The sequence below is a fragment of the Tersicoccus mangrovi genome (assembly GCF_036881825.1).
GTDB lineage: Bacteria > Actinomycetota > Actinomycetes > Actinomycetales > Micrococcaceae > Tersicoccus > Tersicoccus mangrovi.
The window spans coordinates 35,017-49,512 of sequence record NZ_JBAJMW010000005.1 but is presented as its reverse complement, the minus strand read 5'-3'; the positions used below and the strand labels follow the sequence as shown (position 1 = coordinate 49,512).

At 66.8% G+C, this 14,496-nt stretch carries 16 protein-coding genes; 13 read left to right on the top strand and 3 right to left on the bottom strand.

The annotated features are described in order from the left end of the window. Positions 1 to 4: 4 nt before the first annotated feature. Positions 5 to 1,327: a type VII secretion integral membrane protein EccD gene (gene eccD, locus V6N00_RS10970; RefSeq protein WP_334232340.1), complete on the bottom strand. Its 1,323-nt coding sequence runs from the start codon at positions 1,325 to 1,327 to the stop codon at positions 5 to 7. Between the two features lie 2 nt (positions 1,328 to 1,329). Continuing rightward, on the bottom strand, positions 1,330 to 1,689 hold the full coding sequence (locus tag V6N00_RS10965) for a hypothetical protein (RefSeq protein WP_334232339.1): 360 nt from the start codon (positions 1,687 to 1,689) through the stop codon (positions 1,330 to 1,332). A gap of 200 nt (positions 1,690 to 1,889) precedes the next feature. Here V6N00_RS10965 and V6N00_RS10960 point away from each other — a divergent pair, with 200 nt between their 5' ends. From V6N00_RS10960 to V6N00_RS10925, 8 genes are all read left to right on the top strand, one after another. Continuing rightward, positions 1,890 to 2,228 carry a hypothetical protein gene (locus V6N00_RS10960; protein ID WP_334232338.1) on the top strand — a complete coding sequence of 113 codons (339 nt, stop codon included), beginning with the start codon at positions 1,890 to 1,892 and terminating at the stop codon, positions 2,226 to 2,228. A gap of 61 nt (positions 2,229 to 2,289) precedes the next feature. After that, positions 2,290 to 2,592 carry a pore-forming ESAT-6 family protein gene (locus tag V6N00_RS10955; protein ID WP_334232337.1) on the top strand — a complete coding sequence of 101 codons (303 nt, stop codon included), beginning with the start codon at positions 2,290 to 2,292 and terminating at the stop codon, positions 2,590 to 2,592. A 174-nt stretch (positions 2,593 to 2,766) separates the two neighbouring features. Then, positions 2,767 to 3,174 (top strand): DUF6507 family protein, encoded by a 408-nt coding sequence (locus tag V6N00_RS10950; protein ID WP_334232336.1) that lies wholly within the window; start codon positions 2,767 to 2,769, stop codon positions 3,172 to 3,174. Between the two features lie 15 nt (positions 3,175 to 3,189). Continuing rightward, positions 3,190 to 5,709: a DNA/RNA non-specific endonuclease gene (locus tag V6N00_RS10945; protein ID WP_334232334.1), complete on the top strand. Its 2,520-nt coding sequence runs from the start codon at positions 3,190 to 3,192 to the stop codon at positions 5,707 to 5,709. A gap of 40 nt (positions 5,710 to 5,749) precedes the next feature. Beyond that, positions 5,750 to 6,157, top strand: coding sequence for a hypothetical protein (locus V6N00_RS10940; RefSeq protein WP_334232332.1), 408 nt, complete (start codon positions 5,750 to 5,752; stop codon positions 6,155 to 6,157). Between the two features lie 328 nt (positions 6,158 to 6,485). After that, positions 6,486 to 7,001, top strand: coding sequence for a hypothetical protein (locus tag V6N00_RS10935; RefSeq protein WP_334232330.1), 516 nt, complete (start codon positions 6,486 to 6,488; stop codon positions 6,999 to 7,001). 166 nt (positions 7,002 to 7,167) lie between these two features. Continuing rightward, positions 7,168 to 7,467, top strand: a complete 300-nt coding sequence (locus V6N00_RS10930; RefSeq protein ID WP_334232328.1) for an antitoxin YezG family protein — start codon at positions 7,168 to 7,170, stop codon at positions 7,465 to 7,467. A 378-nt stretch (positions 7,468 to 7,845) separates the two neighbouring features. Next, positions 7,846 to 8,367 carry a DNA/RNA non-specific endonuclease gene (locus V6N00_RS10925; RefSeq protein WP_334232326.1) on the top strand — a complete coding sequence of 174 codons (522 nt, stop codon included), beginning with the start codon at positions 7,846 to 7,848 and terminating at the stop codon, positions 8,365 to 8,367. Between the two features lie 549 nt (positions 8,368 to 8,916). Here V6N00_RS10925 and V6N00_RS10920 read toward each other — a convergent pair. Next, entirely contained in the window at positions 8,917 to 9,504 is a 588-nt protein-coding gene (locus V6N00_RS10920) for a hypothetical protein (RefSeq protein ID WP_334232324.1), read from the bottom strand. A 344-nt stretch (positions 9,505 to 9,848) separates the two neighbouring features. On the opposite strand from V6N00_RS10920, the gene V6N00_RS10915 reads away from it, so the two are divergent. The 5 genes from V6N00_RS10915 to V6N00_RS10895 all read left to right on the top strand — a co-directional run bounded on the left by V6N00_RS10915 (position 9,849) and on the right by V6N00_RS10895 (position 14,479). Then, positions 9,849 to 12,452, top strand: a complete 2,604-nt coding sequence (locus V6N00_RS10915) for a hypothetical protein (RefSeq protein WP_334232322.1) — start codon at positions 9,849 to 9,851, stop codon at positions 12,450 to 12,452. A gap of 72 nt (positions 12,453 to 12,524) precedes the next feature. After that, positions 12,525 to 12,971, top strand: coding sequence for a hypothetical protein (locus tag V6N00_RS10910; protein WP_334232320.1), 447 nt, complete (start codon positions 12,525 to 12,527; stop codon positions 12,969 to 12,971). Between the two features lie 218 nt (positions 12,972 to 13,189). Beyond that, a complete protein-coding gene (locus V6N00_RS10905) occupies positions 13,190 to 13,480 on the top strand; it encodes a hypothetical protein (protein WP_334232318.1) in 291 nt (96 codons plus the stop codon). Then, on the top strand, positions 13,464 to 14,000 hold the full coding sequence (locus tag V6N00_RS10900) for a hypothetical protein (RefSeq protein ID WP_334232317.1): 537 nt from the start codon (positions 13,464 to 13,466) through the stop codon (positions 13,998 to 14,000). The genes V6N00_RS10905 and V6N00_RS10900 overlap by 17 nt, the downstream gene beginning before the upstream one ends. Beyond that, complete coding sequence (locus tag V6N00_RS10895; RefSeq protein WP_334232315.1) at positions 13,997 to 14,479, top strand: hypothetical protein; 483 nt, start codon at positions 13,997 to 13,999, stop codon at positions 14,477 to 14,479. The genes V6N00_RS10900 and V6N00_RS10895 overlap by 4 nt, the downstream gene beginning before the upstream one ends. Positions 14,480 to 14,496: the final 17 nt, after the last annotated feature.

Sequence of the window (14,496 nt, the reverse complement as noted above, 5' to 3'; positions counted from 1 at the left end):
CCCTCTATCCGAAGCTCGTCAGCAGCTGCGCGAAGACGCCGAACATCCCGACCGCCAGTGGCACCGAGGCGATGATCAGCAGCGTCTCGGCGCGGTTCCCGTTCTGCCGCAACTGGGCGAGCACGTGTGCCGGTGCCCGCACGAGCAGGCCGATCAGGATGCCGGCGACGACGACGACCAGGGCCGCGACCGCCAGCCAGCGCGTCGCCGGGCCGCGGCCGATCAGATCGAGCACGAGCGCCGCGACCCCGGTCAGGGCCGCCGCGTAGAGCGCCGCACGCTGGGCGGCGAGCGGGAACGCCCGGGCCCGCAGCGCCGTCGCGGCGGTGAGCACCGCCAACAGCAGGAGGCTCCACACCGGCTCGCGGCGGTCCCCGCCGAGCAGCCACAGAGCCGCGCCGAGAGAGACGGCGCAGATGACGGTGCCCATCGTCAGGGAACGGTGCGCCGAGGCGATCGCCGCCAGCGCGTCGGTGCGGCGCAGGGTGCCGCCGGCCGCCCGCCGGTCGTCGAGGGCGGCCAGGCCAGAACCCGAGAGCGCGATCCTCGGCACGAGGCCGAGCCCCATCAGCGTCACGATCCCCATCACCGCGCCGGCGCGGGCGGGCGTCGCCGTCCACACCCAGATCAGCACCCACAGGGCGGCGAGCACCGCGAGGGTGATCGCGCCGCCGAGGAACACGGCGCGAGTCGAGGAGACCAGCGTCAGCAGGAGCAGGACGACGAGGGCGAGGCCGGCCAGGCCGACGGCGTGCAGCGGTGGGGTGGCCGGCAGCAGCAGGATGCCGAGCACCCCGGACGCGACGCCGGTGCCGAGCAGCATGGCGCCGGCCACCCGCGTGGCGGACCGCGGCAGGGCGGCCGTGCCGACGGCGAGGGCGGCGGCGGCGCCGATCAGCGGCAGCAGGCCGTGCGGGGACAGCAGCGGCGAGAGGACCCAGAACACGCCGGTGAGCAGCAGCGCGCCGGCGACGGCGGCGACGGCGGAGCGCCAGGCGGGCGTCCACACGCCGCCCATCGCGTCGGTCCGTTCGACGACGGCGTCCGTGACGTCGTAGATGACCGGCGGCGGCGGGGCGTCCGCCCGGTCGACGAGGGTGAGGACGGCGCCGTCGAGCACGCGCGCCTCGTCCAGCGTCCCGTCCGCGGACAGTGTGGCACCGGTACCGGTGACGAGCAGTTTCTCGGCGGCGCGTCCGCGGGCCGGCTCCTCGAGCAGGTCCAGCACCCGGGGGATGAGGGCGCCGACGGGGTGGTCGGAGGGCAGCAGCAGGTCCGCGTGCCGGTGGCTGCCGAGCACGGTGACGCGCGTGAGATCCGTGGGCATGATCAGGCGACCTCCGCCGTCGTGGGGGGCAGCGTCAGCGCGATCGGCAGCACGACGACGCCGCCGGGCCGGCCCGGCGCGGGTGCGCCCTGCCGCTGCTGGTTCAGCTGCTGCTGGCGCTGCTGGTCCTGTTCCTGCTGCTGCTGCTTCGCGTTCTGCTGGGCCAGGAGGTTCGAGACGAAGGAGTAGCCGACGCACACGGCCGCGACCAGGGCGGCCACGGCGACGCTGTAGAAGAACGTCCGCACACCGTCCGCCCAGCGGCGCTGCAACGGGTTGCTCCCGTACAGCAGCGCCGTCAGCAGCCGGTTTCGTCGGACGGCGACGGACTCGATGAGCTGGCTGTCATAGTCGGCGGCCACCGATCTCCTTCCCCCATGCGGTGCTCGGTCGGCACCATCCTTCCATCCCACACCGCCGCGACGGGGCGGAACCGCGCCGCGGACATGGGTAGTTCTTCCCATCGTCGGCGCTTGTACGGGTGCGTCCTTTCCGGTTCCATGGAGATGGAAGCTGCACGACGCCGGGTCCGCGGGCCCGGAACAACGGAGAGGGGATCGACGTGAAGTTCGACATGGGGGCCCAGACCCTGAGCACGCTGACCAACCAGACCAGCACCAACAGCGAGGACCTCGGGTCGCTCGTGCGCAAGCTGGTCGCCGACGTAACGCCGCTGGAGGGGAAGTTCAACGGATCCGGCCGCGCGCGCTTCGACGACTTCAAGCACCGCACCGACGAGATCGCCAACGAGCTGAACAACTCCCTCGGCGCGATCCTCGAGGGCCAGGGCGGCATGGACACCGCGTTCCAGACCGGTGACCAGGAGGCCGCGGACAACGCCACCCAGTCGCAGGGCTCCGCCGACTTCAGCTCGGCCGACTTCCGTTCGCGTCGCGCCTGACCGGCCGCACCCACCATCGTCGTCCGCCGGATCACCGTCCGGCTCCAGAGGGGAAATCACCATGAACGATCGCATCTCGTACGACACCGGCGTCTCCAGCTCGGTCCAGAGCGACATCCAGGCCACCATCGGCCGGCTCGAGACCCTCATCGCCGCCCGCGAGAAGGACGTCGCCGCCGCGATGGCCGACTTCCAGGCCGACGGCGTCTCGGACGAGTACCACGCCGTCGAGCAGCGGTGGAAGAACGCCGCCGGTGAGGTCAAGAACATCATTCACCTGGTCAAGCAGACCCTGGGCCTCAACGACGACACCGCCTCCGGGGCCGGACACCGGGCCCGCACCGCGGTCAGCAACATCGGCTGATTCCACCGTGTCTGCCGGGGCGCCACACGGCGCCTCGGCAGGTCCGGTCGCGCCGTCGCGTCGCGGTCGTGCGAGCCCATCAGGTAGGCGGACGCCGACCCCACGCGTCGAGAGGATCCACCAGCCCGGATCCGCCATCCCAGAACGGTCAGCCCAGAACTGCAGGAGTGAACCATGTCCTTCGACGTGTCCACGAGCGCCGTGGTCGGCGTGCTCAACGAGGTCAACGGCGTGTACAAGACCTACACGACACTCGTCTCCGACTTCGGCACCGCCGTCAGCGAGCTGGCGACGGCCACCAAGGCCGAACCGATCGGCACCGCCTTGAAGGGCGCCTCGGAGAAGGCTTTCAGCCCGGACATCAGCAACGTCGTGGGACGCACCGGCACCGCCCTGAGCGCGGTGAACAAAGTGGTCACCATCCTCACGGACGCGGATTCGACGATGTCCGCCACGGCGCGCGAGAACGCGGCGCGAGCCGAGCAGGCCAAGGCCGACGACGCGCCGGGTGCCACCACGGGCGGCTCGAACAGCGGCGGTCCGTCGCGCGGCCCGGGGCATCCGATACCCGACGCGCAGTGACGAGGGGGAGTACTCGTGAGTTACGACATCGGGGCGTTCGAGAAGAATCTGCCGGATCCGGAGACGATCCGCACGGCGGGGACGACGTTGAAGTCGAAGGCGGCCTCGTTCTCGTCGAAGGCGACGTCGACGTCCACCTCCTGGGCGAAGCTGCAGCACAAGGGTGTGTATTCGGCGCCGGGCGACGAGGTCGTCTTCTCCGCGTTCGGGCCGATCACGACGGCGGCCGAGGACCTGGTCACCGATATCGGGACGGTGAAGACGGCCACGGACGGGTTCGCCGATGATGTGGACACGATCAAGACGAAGCTGGCGGGGATCAAGGCGGACGCGGCGTCGTTCGAGGGTGAGATCGCGGGCCGGTCGCGGGATGACTGGGATGACGACGAGGGCCTGGTCAAGAAGGAACAGAACATCATCCATGGTCTGAACGGGCTGTATGCGGAGTTGCAGACCGCGCAGATGACGTGCGCGAACTCGATCAACGCCCTCTATGGCGGCCCGACGTACGTGATGGTGACGCAGGACGGGGCGAAGGCGGGCCAGATCGCCTACGGCTACACGAACGAGCAGTTGGACGCGGCGTCGAACGAGGGGAACATCCCGTGGGGTAAGCCCACGGAGTGGGACAAGCCCTGGTACAAGGACGCGTGGGACGGGGTGTGCTCGTTCGGCAAGGGTGTGTGGTCCGGGGTCACCGGCACGCTCAAGGGCCTGTGGAACATGGTCAACGTGACGGACATGGACACGTTCAAGGCGACGTGGAAGGGCATGGGCAAGCTCGCGTTGAACGTGGCGATCGTGTCGACGCCGTTGGCGCAGGTGGCGTTGCGGGCCACGGGGCACGGGGATGTGGTGGACAGGGCCGGCAAGGAGCTGCTGGCGGTGGGCAAGGCCGCGATCCACTGGGATGACTGGAAGCGGGACCCGGCGTATGCGGCGGGGGAGACGACGTTCGACCTGGCGACGATCCTGCTGACCGCCGGTGGCGGTGCGGTGGCGAAGACCGGGTCGATCGCGGGCAAGATCGCGGAGGTCTCCAGTGCGGGCGGGAAGATGGCGACGGTGCTGAACGCGACCAAGATCTCCGCGTTGGCGAACGTGACCATCAAGGGCGTGGACCTGGTGAGCCTGCTCAAGATCAAGGGCATCACGATCGCCGCGGACGGCATCAAGGTCGCGGGCACGAAGATCGCCGAGCTGCCGGTGAAGATCTCCGGCGGCATCGAGAACGTCAATGCGCGGATCGCGGCGATGGGCGACTCGATGGGCCTGGGCGGCCCGCGTCTGGCGACCGCCGGTGCGCACGGTGGTCCCGGGCTGGCGAGCTCGACAGGGCGCGGCCTGGCCGACGTCGCCGACACCGGTGGCGCCCGGGCGTCGGTGATGCACCTGGACGCGGACGCGCCGTCCCGTGCGACGACCGGTGTGACCGGTTCCCACCCGGGCACCGGTGCCGGTGGAGGCGGCCGGGCGGTGCCCGAGGGCGAGCCGCGGTTCGGCGTCCGCACCGAGGACGGCATGCCCACGGGCAAGCCCGTCACGCAGGGCATCCACCCCGGGACCCCGGAGTCGGGTCCGGCCAAGCCCGCCGCGACGACGACGCACCCGGAGACCCCGGAGTCGGGTTCGGCGAAGCCGGCCGCGACGACGACGCACCCGGAGGTGCCCGACAGCAAAACGGGTCACGGAACTCCGGCGGATGCCGCGGTGTCGCGCGTGGACGACGCGGGGGTCCCGCACAGCGCGCAGGCGGATCTCGGGATCGACGGTCGCTCCGGCAGCGCCGTCCCGCACGGTCCGGCCCAGATCGATGACGTGCGAGGTGGTGGCGCTACGCCGCAAGGCGGCGCGGAAGATCTCACTCCCGCTGGTGCGGAAGGGCACCCGCGGCCTGCGGTGGAGCACACCATCCACGTCACGAACGCCGATCTTCCGAAGATCACGCAGCCCTTTGGAACCGACAGAGTTCTGCAGCCCTCGACGGCGTACGAGGTGCCGGGCCGTGGGACGTACTACACGAACGCCGAAGGCCGCATTCACTACGTCGAGACCGAGTACGGAACCAAGGGACACCTCAACCCGGACCTGATGAATCCAGCGCCCGACGCGACCTACGTCGTCGGCGACAACCACGTCTTTCAGACCGACGGTTCGTCAAGAACCGTCCTCGCGCACGTCGACGACTTGTTCCGCGGCGATGCCTACCGGTCGAAGCACATCACCGCGCGCGTGGGCAAGGAAGGCGGCATCGGCTACGAGGGTGGACACCTGATTGCCAAGATGTTCGGCGGCGGCACCGAGGACATCAACCTCGTGGCGATGCTTCGAGAGATCAACCGCGGGGCCGGCCACAGCTACGGTAATCTGGAGAAGGGTTTGGGCAGACTGCTCGAACTCGAAGGCGGTCCTTCAGTGGATATGAGAATCAGACCGACGTATTCCTCGGTGAATTCCGTGCCAGATAGTATCGCCATATTTTATCGCCTGAACGGCGGGGATTGGATCAAGGGTGGTTTCCAGAACTTCAAGTGATGGCGCTGAGCGAAACCCCGCTGATATTCAAGAGCGGTTGATGCATCTCGGGCGGCAGCTTCACGCGCTCATCCCCGACGGTTTTGACGTCATCACGTACACGACCTCGAAGACCCTGTCCTTCTACCGGGAGACGTTGGTAGCCACGTCGGAGGACGGGCGTCGGGAGTCGCTTCTCGTGGACGATGAGGTGACGGTCCTTTCGTCGGAGTTGCGGGACGTCATGTATCGGCAGGGCCCCGGTACGTGGTTCGGCGCGGTGGTGACGGTCACGAGTCGGGGGAAGCTCGACGCCCAGTACAACTATGATGACGAGCCTTATTGGGACTTTCCGGTTGATCCGAAGACCTACGTCACGGACCTGGAGACGTATCCGAGGGACGACGCGCACATGCCGGAGTGGTTGCAACAAAAGGTCCGCGATCACGAGGCGGGCAAGACCGAATAGCAACCGCCGGACCGCCAGGTTTATGTGTCCGACCTCGACAAATTCTCGAGCGTGACGCGCACATGCCGGGTGGTGGTGACAGAAGATCCGTGACCACCGGGCCGGCAGAGCGCGGCACTCCCGCACGATCAGTTCTTGCCCAACTCATCCTCTGCTGGGTAAGGCATTCGGTGGCGGTACTGAGGACATCGACCTCGTGGCCATGCTCCGTGAGGTCAACCGGGTAGCGGCCACAGCTTCGGTAACCTCGAAGGAGACTTGAGGCGACTCCTGGACGAGACCTCCAAACCAACGATCGAAATCAACGTTCGGCCGCGTTTCAGCGGAGATGGAGACGTTCCGCAGCTCATTCGAGCGGGGTATCGGATCAACGGAAGGGAGTGGCAGCGTGCCAGGTTCAAAAATGTCTGATGGGTCAGGGGAGCAGGAAAAGTTCATCGCCGTTGCAAGACAACTTCACGCCTTGATCCCACCGGCATCCGAGAAGATCGACATGAGGGTGTCGGCAACACACGCTGTTCAAACCTCGGTCATCACCGCTGAGGATCAGGAAGGCAACAGACAGTCGCTTCAAGGCAGTGATGAGGTCGACGACGCAGTCGACGACCTTAGAGCCGCGATGTACAATCCCGGATCCGGAACGTGGTTCAGCGCCGCACTGACGGTGACCGCGGCCGGGAAGGCCGACGCATCCTACGACTACGACGACGAGCCGACGTGGCCTTTCCCGGTGGACCCGCAAATCTATGCCACTGACCTCCAGGCTTTCCCACGCGATGATGCACACGTGCCGGAGTGGTTGCGGCAGAAGGTCCGCGACCACGAGGCAGGGAAGACGGAATAGCGTGGATGCGTCGGGCGCAGACGACACTCGCGAAGACTTGACGGAGCAAGACGCCTTCGTCAACGTCGCTCGTTGTCTTCATGCGCTTTTGCCCGTAGGAGCTACGAGTGTGTCATGTTCAACGAGTCGAACGGTCGCACTGGGATCTCGTCAGGTCATCGCCGTCATGGGGAACGGAATCGAGCAATCGATACGCGGTGACCGGGAGCTCTCAGATGCTATTGGCGAGCTTCGTCAGTTGATGTACCGCGACGGGGCGGGCACCTGGTTCAGCGCTCGTTTCACTGTGACTGCGGAGGGGAAGGCAGACGCGTCCTACAACTACGACGATGAGCCTGGTTGGGACTTCCCTCCGGACCCTCAGATCTACGCCACTGACCTCCAGGCTTTCCCACGCGATGATGCACACGTGCCGGAGTGGTTGCGGCAGAAGGTCCGCGACCACGAGGCGGGCAAGACGGAGTGACTCGCTAGCTATCGGTCGTTCGTGGGGATTCCGGTGATGGTGCTCAGCTATCCGTCGTCGTAGGAGATCCCAGAGGTTGCGCTCCTGGATCTCATCGTGTTCGTCGTGCGTCGGTGGTGCGCCTGGGCGCGCACGGCCTGGCCCGGAGTCGGGGGACCGGACCGACCGGTTCCCACCCGGGGCACGAGTACCGATTGGACCGGCACTCGGGCGCTGCCTGAGTGCGAGCCCCGGATCGGGATCCGCGCTCGACAGGTGGAGCGGCTTCAGCGCCAGCGGTGAGCACCCGGCTTCGCGCGACGGCGCGGAGCCTGCCCGTCCTGCCGGACGGAGAGGTATCCGCGCGGGCGGAGGTGCAGCACACCGTCCAGGTCCCGGATGTCGACCTCCCGAAGGCTAGAGCAGCCCTTTGGAACCGACAGAATTCTGCAGCCCTCGACGGCATACGAGGTGCCGGGCCGTGGGACGTACTACACGAACGCCGAAGGCCGCATTCACTACGTCGAGACCGAGTACGGAACCAAGGGACACCTCAATCCGGACCTGATGAGACCGGCGCCCGACACCACGTACGTCGTCGGCGACAACCACGTCTTCCAGACCGACAGTTCGTCGAGAACCGTCGTCGCTCACGTCGACGACCTGTTGCGCGGCGATGCCTACCGGTCGAAGCACACCACCGCGCGGGTGGGCAAGGAAGGCGGCGTCGGCTATGAGGCGGACACCTTCTCGCCAAGATGTTCGGTGGCGGGGACAGTGGACATCAACCTCGTCGCGATGTTCCGAGAGGTCAGCTCCGGCCACAATTACGGTGATCTGGAAAAGGGCTTGAAGGAATTGCTCGAACTCGAAGGCAATTCTTCCGTGGATCTGAGAGTCGTGCCGACATATCCTCGGTGAATTCGGTGCCCGAAAGGATCGATGCGTATTATCGCCTGAACGGCGGGGTCTGGATCAAGAGTGGTTTCCAGAACTTCACATGACAGCACCGAGCGGAACCCTGCCGATGTTCCAGAGCGGTTGATGCATCTCGGGCGGCAGCTTCACGCGCTCATCCCCGACGGTTTTGACGTCGTCACGTACACAACCTCGAAGACCCTGTCCTTCTACCGGGAGACGTTGGTAGCCACGTCGGAGGACGGCCGTCGGGAGTCGCTTCTCGTGGACGATGAGGTGACGGTCCTTTCGTCGGAGTTGCGGGACGTCATGTACCGGCAGGGCCCCGGTACGTGGTTCGGCGCGGTGGTGACGGTCACGAGTCGGCGGAAGCTCGACGCTCAGTACAACGATGATGACGAGCCCTACTGGGACTTTCCGGTTGATCCGAAGACCTACGTCACCGACCTGGAGACGTACCCGAGGGACGACGCGCACATGCCGGAGTGGCTGAAGCGGAAGGTCCGTGACGACGCCGCAGGCAGGACGGAACAGCGCCGCCCTCACGCCCGATCAGCTCTGGCCCAACTCCTCGGTGATGAAGCGGAGATTCCCGCCGGACGCGACGTCCCACAGACCGCGGTCGAGGACCGCTTCTCGTTCTTCCGGGGACAGCACGCGTCCGTCGGCGTCGAGCACCTCCCAGGTGTCGACGTCGACCGGCCGGAAGGCGAACTCCTCCTTGCGCCGAGGAATACCGAAGGGCACGACGGCCAGCGGGTGCACCTGGATCAGTCCGTCCAGATCACATTCCAGCCCGAAGAGCATCGCCTGGAGGGCCAGATCGAAGCGGCGCGCCGGATCCGCGCTATCGAGCCCGGCGGGGAACCGCGTGCGTCGGCACGTCTCGGCGAGCCAGTCCAGATACGTGCGGGCGGTGGGGAAGAACTGCAGGGGGTGGTTCAACGCGCTGGGGCTGTCGTCGAGGCTGAAGTAGCGCGGGAAGTCGGTGACGCACACGACGGCGCCGTCGGAGGTGCGCCCCACCACGCGGCGGTCGCCCGGATCGGCTGTCGAGGGAATGCCTGCGGGGACGTAGGGCGAGTAGGGGAACTGGGCCCACAGCCCGTCCTCCTTCTCGAAGGTCACCGCGGGGTCCATGTCCTGTCCTCTCCATCGGAACGGCTCGCCGACGATGGTAGGCGCGGTGGCCCCGGTCTCGCGAGGAAACCGGACGGCCCCCAGGCGCGGCGAGACCCGAACGGAGCCGGGCCGTCGTCGTCATCCTGAGAAGGTGGACGCCAACGGGTCGATGGGTGTTGGGAGGAATAACGGCGACGACCACATGCCGGACTGGTTGCGGAAAAAGGTCCGCGACAACGACGCAGGCAGGACGGAACAACGGCCCAGCAGGCTGGACGGACGATGTGAGCGGGCTGCATGGCACAATCGAGAGCGACCGAGAGATGCGCGACACGTGATCGACGAGCGACGGGGGAGTACTCGTGAGTTACGACATCGGGGCGTTCGAGAAGAATCTGCCGGACCCGGAGACGATCCGCACGGCGGGGACCACGCTGAAGACGAAGGCGGCCTCGTTCTCGTCGAAGGCGTCGTCGACGTCCACGTCGTGGGCGAAGTTGCAGGGCAAGGGTGTGTATTCGGCGCCGGGGGATGAGGTGGTGTTCTCGGCGTTCGGGCCGGTCACGACGGCGGCGGAGGACCTGGTCACCGACATCGGGACGGTCAAGACCGCGACGGACGGGTTCGCCGATGATGTGGACACGATCAGGACCAAGCTGGCCGGGATCAAGGCGGACGCGGCGTCGTTCGAGAGCGAGATCGCGGGCCGGTCGCGGGATGACTGGGATGACGACGAGGGCCTGGTCAAGAAGGAACAGGACATCATCCACGGCCTGAACGGGCTGTATGCGGAGTTGCAGACCGCGCAGATGACGTGCGCGAACTCCATCAACGCGCTCTACGGTGGCCCGACGTACGTGATGGTGACGCAGGACGGGGCGAAGGCGGGCCAGATCGCCTACGGCTACACCAACGAGCAGTTGGACGCGGCGTCGAACGAGGGGAACATCCCCTGGGGTAAGCCGACCGAGTGGGACAAGCCCTGGTACAAGGACGCGTGGGACGGGGTGTGCTCGTTCGGCAAGGGTGTGTGGTCCGGGGTCACCGGCACGCTCAAGGGCCTCTGGAACATGGTCAACGTCACCGACATGGACACGTTCAAGGCCACGTGGAAGGGCATGGGCAAGCTCGCCCTGAACGTGGCGATCGTGTCGACGCCGTTGGCGCAGGTGGCTTTGCGGGCGACCGGGCACGGGGACGTGGTGGACAGGGCCGGCAAGGAGCTCTTGGCGGTGGGCAAGGCCGCGATCCACTGGGACGACTGGAAGCGGGACCCGGCCTATGCGGCGGGGGAGACGACGTTCGACCTGGCGACGATCCTGCTGACCGCCGGTGGCGGTGCGGTGGCGAAGACCGGGTCGATCGCGGGCAAGATCGCGGAGGTCTCCAGTGCGGGCGGGAAGATGGCGACCGTGCTGAACGCGACCAAGATCTCCGCCCTGGCGAACGTGACCATCAAGGGCGTGGACCTGGTGAACCTGCTCAAGATCAAGGGCATCACCATCGCCACGGACGGCATCAAGGTCGCGGGCACGAAGATCGCCGAGCTGCCGGTGAAGATCTCCGGCGGCACGAGCACGCTCAGCACTCGCATGGCGGCGATGGCGGACCAGCTGGGCCTGGGCGGCCCCCGGGTCGCGACGGCCGGTGGTCACGGGCTGGCGGACGCGGCCGGCGGCGCGTCCATGCGTCCGACGGTGATGCACCTGGGCGCGGACACCCCGTCGCGGCCGACCGGCACGACCGGTGCGCACCCGGGCACGTCCGGCGGCGGTTCGCGGGCGGTGCCGGAGGGCGAGCCGCGATTTGGCGTCCGCACCGAGGACGGGACGCCCACGGGCAAGCCCGTCACGCAGGGCACGCACCCGGACGCGCCGGAGTCGGGCACCGCCAAGCCGGCTGCTTCGACGACGCACCCGGAAGCGCCGGAGGGCTCGGCCAAGCCGGCCGCCGCGCACGATGTCGCGGACCACGGGAACGGCCCCTCGACCGCGGAGACGCACACGCCGGGCGCTGACACTCACCCGGCTGGCACCCACCCGCACGACGCGGATGTCGCGGGCAAGCCCAACGAGGTCCACGAACCGTCTGATCCGACCTCTCAGCACGGGAGCGGGGGCAGCGGTCCGGCCGATCCGCCCGGTCACCTGATCCGTGATGGGGTAGGGAACCCGACGGAGGTCGTGTTCCACGACGGGACGCGTCATGAGGTCTCGACGTCGCGGGCACAGCTGTCCGATCACCTCGCGATGAAGGATCTCGACGCCGCGTTGAAGGCCCAGGGCAAAGACTATCGGTGGCTGTCCTCGGTCGTCGATCGTCAGGTGGAGACCCTCTCCACGCCGGACCTGCAGGCGCTGCTCGAAGTCCGTCGATCGCTTCCGCCGATCACTGACACCACCGTCCTGCAGAAGGTCTTGCCCCATGACCTCGGGCCGAAGATGTTCGACCCCAACAACAAGTATCGACTCAGTGCCGGCGGTTTCATCACCGATGCCCGTCACAGCATCAGGCTCTCGACGCCGGCCGAGATCCACGACGCCCTGCGTCTTGACTACACCGGCTCGAAGTTCCTTCCCGACAACAGTCGACCCGTCTACGCCGTGCGGTTCACCACCGACAACGTCGGAGGTGTCCTCACGCCGGATCAGCGGCTCCTCAATGAACTGGCGAGTCGGCCCGGTGGGGGAGACCTCCTGCCCGACGGGTCGCTGCGCATGACGGATGGAAGGATCATGGCGCCGGGGCACACGAATACCGATTGGTACCCGAACACCGGCCACGGCTTCGCTGGAAGCGAGGTTCAGCAGCACAGGGTGATGCCCGAGTACAACGTCATCGATCCCAGGATTCAAGAGGTGAGGTTGAACGACGGGGCCGAGATGTGGGAACTCAACGCCTCCGGAGAAGAAGTACTGGTCGGCGTGTTCGACGGCCGGTCCGAGATCTGGCGACGAGTCGGATGATTGTGAAGACGCGGGTGTCTTGTTGTGACTGAACCGGCTCGCCGTCTGCGGTACTTTCTCCCAGACGGCACCATGACCACCAACAATTTCGTCGAGCTCGATGGCCAACCATTTCGAGCGATCCGCATCAAGAGGCAGGAGCAGTTCGTCTTGTGGTGGGACGACGAGCAACCTCCCGGACCAGGATGGGAGCCGTTCACGCCGGGGGTGGGTGCCCTTCCGGTGTGGCGGCGGGACGTTGACGCGAAGGATGTGGGAGCGTACTTCGCCCACGTCCTGTCTGCTGTCCTCGACGGATACCGGTTCCAAGTGAGTGCCTTCTACGTCGCGGAAGGCACGGTGGATCTTCGGGGCGGGTCCCCCCCTACCGGCTCTGCCGGACGGGGGATGTATCCGCAGATCGATCTGCTCAACCACCCCTATGTCGAACCACAGGAGGGCGGCTCGTACTTCACGGGTGAGGTGCCGCTCGAGGAATTGAGTGACTTCGTCTCCGAGCGGTACGAGCTGCCGGTCTGAACGCCATGACCGAGAGCAAGGACGGCCGCCTCCTGACCGGTTCGTACGGGACCTGGCGGGGAGAACGTCACGCGTTGCTCGGGGCGGTGCCTGACGGAGGTAGGTTGCTCCTGCTCCGATGGGGCGATGTTGCCTTGACGCCACCATGGAAGTCCGCTCAACTCCCCGGGGAGTCATCGCCTCGTTATCGCAACAAGCTCAGTGTCGAGTCCAGCGAGGTGAGCGACGTGTTCAACGCTCAGGTGGACGGCAGCTGGAACGACTGTGCCCTCGTGATCGACGACGAGCCGGATGATCTCTCCTGGATGGTCGGATTCGTGAATGGGCGCGACGCGTGGGCCCATCACGCCCAGGACCAGCCGGGAATCGATGGCGAACCCTACGATTCGGTCGGCGGAACGCTGCCGAAGGCCGATGTCGAGAGCGTCGTTTCCCATGTGCAACGATTCGAGGACGGAAAGCCGGTGGGGGATCCAGAGGAGCGGTGGGAGTATGGTCCGCTCGCTTGAGCTGGACGGTGTATCGGGTGTGAATGGATCAGTCGGCGAGCGTCTGCTCACGGGAAACTACGGACGGTGGGACGGCGTCGTCCACGCCCTTTCACGGGTGTCACCGAGCCACGGCACCTACCTGGTGGTCTCGATCTCGAATGAGCCACGCGAAGGCTGGAAGAGCCGTGAATTCACGTCCGGCCGGACGACGCGGTGGGAGAACACGAGGGAAGTCCCCGTCGCGGATGTGCCGGAGGTGTTCTCGGTCAGCGTTCGCTCGGAGTGGCGGCACTGTGAGGTGCTGGTCGACGAGTCCCTGACCGAGAACAGGCGGAAGGTGACCTTTCGGGACGGCGCGCAGGCATGGGCCGCCGGCGCGCAGCAACTGCCGGGAATCGACGGCGATCCGTACGACCGGGTGTCCGGCTGGATCGACGGGGATGACCTGGGCGAATTCCGATCCTTCGTGCAACGCTGGGATAACGGCAAGCCGGTGGGCAGCCCGGAGGAGCGGTGGGAGTACGGTCCACTCGGATGACGGGATCGATGGTCATCCAGGGAGGTGAGCAGCGTGGGGATGACGACCCATGGCCGCGTGTCGCCTACACGCTGCCCGACGGTCACCTCACGTCGTCCGAATTCGCCTTCTTCGAAGGCCGAATCTACCGGGCGAGCGAACCCGCACGCCAAACGTCCACGGACGACCTCTGGATTCTGCACTACTTTCCCGATCGGCCCGACGACCGGTGGCATCCGTCGCGCCTGCGGGACGCCCAGGGTTTGCCGCTCTATTGGTATCTCCGGGTGGGCCGGGACGAGGTGGACGACCACTTCCGCAACGAAACCGCCGCACGATGGAAGTCGATGGACAGCACGTTGCTTCACTACGAGCCCGAGACCGGGCTCGTCGTCGCGTATCTCTCTCAAGGGAACGACATGTCACGCGACGAGGTGCCCGCTGGCCTGACCCCTGCACGACGGCGGGGTCTACTACACCGGGTCAATCCCCTTCACTGAGTTGGAGAACATCAGCA

Bases quoted from the DNA above. Each gene is read 5' to 3' on its own strand.
- V6N00_RS10900 (WP_334232317.1), top strand. From the start codon at position 13,464: ATGGTCCGCTCGCTTGAGCTGGACGGTGTATCGGGTGTGAATGGATCA.
- V6N00_RS10935 (WP_334232330.1), top strand. From the start codon at position 6,486: ATGGAGACGTTCCGCAGCTCATTCGAGCGGGGTATCGGATCAACGGAA.
- V6N00_RS10930 (WP_334232328.1), top strand. From the start codon at position 7,168: ATGGGGAACGGAATCGAGCAATCGATACGCGGTGACCGGGAGCTCTCA.
- V6N00_RS10940 (WP_334232332.1), top strand. From the start codon at position 5,750: ATGCATCTCGGGCGGCAGCTTCACGCGCTCATCCCCGACGGTTTTGAC.
- V6N00_RS10910 (WP_334232320.1), top strand. From the start codon at position 12,525: ATGACCACCAACAATTTCGTCGAGCTCGATGGCCAACCATTTCGAGCG.
- V6N00_RS10950 (WP_334232336.1), top strand. From the start codon at position 2,767: ATGTCCTTCGACGTGTCCACGAGCGCCGTGGTCGGCGTGCTCAACGAG.
- V6N00_RS10920 (WP_334232324.1), bottom strand. From the start codon at position 9,504: ATGGACCCCGCGGTGACCTTCGAGAAGGAGGACGGGCTGTGGGCCCAG.
- V6N00_RS10895 (WP_334232315.1), top strand. From the start codon at position 13,997: ATGACGGGATCGATGGTCATCCAGGGAGGTGAGCAGCGTGGGGATGAC.
- V6N00_RS10955 (WP_334232337.1), top strand. From the start codon at position 2,290: ATGAACGATCGCATCTCGTACGACACCGGCGTCTCCAGCTCGGTCCAG.
- eccD (WP_334232340.1), bottom strand. From the start codon at position 1,327: ATGCCCACGGATCTCACGCGCGTCACCGTGCTCGGCAGCCACCGGCAC.
- V6N00_RS10925 (WP_334232326.1), top strand. From the start codon at position 7,846: ATGTCGACCTCCCGAAGGCTAGAGCAGCCCTTTGGAACCGACAGAATT.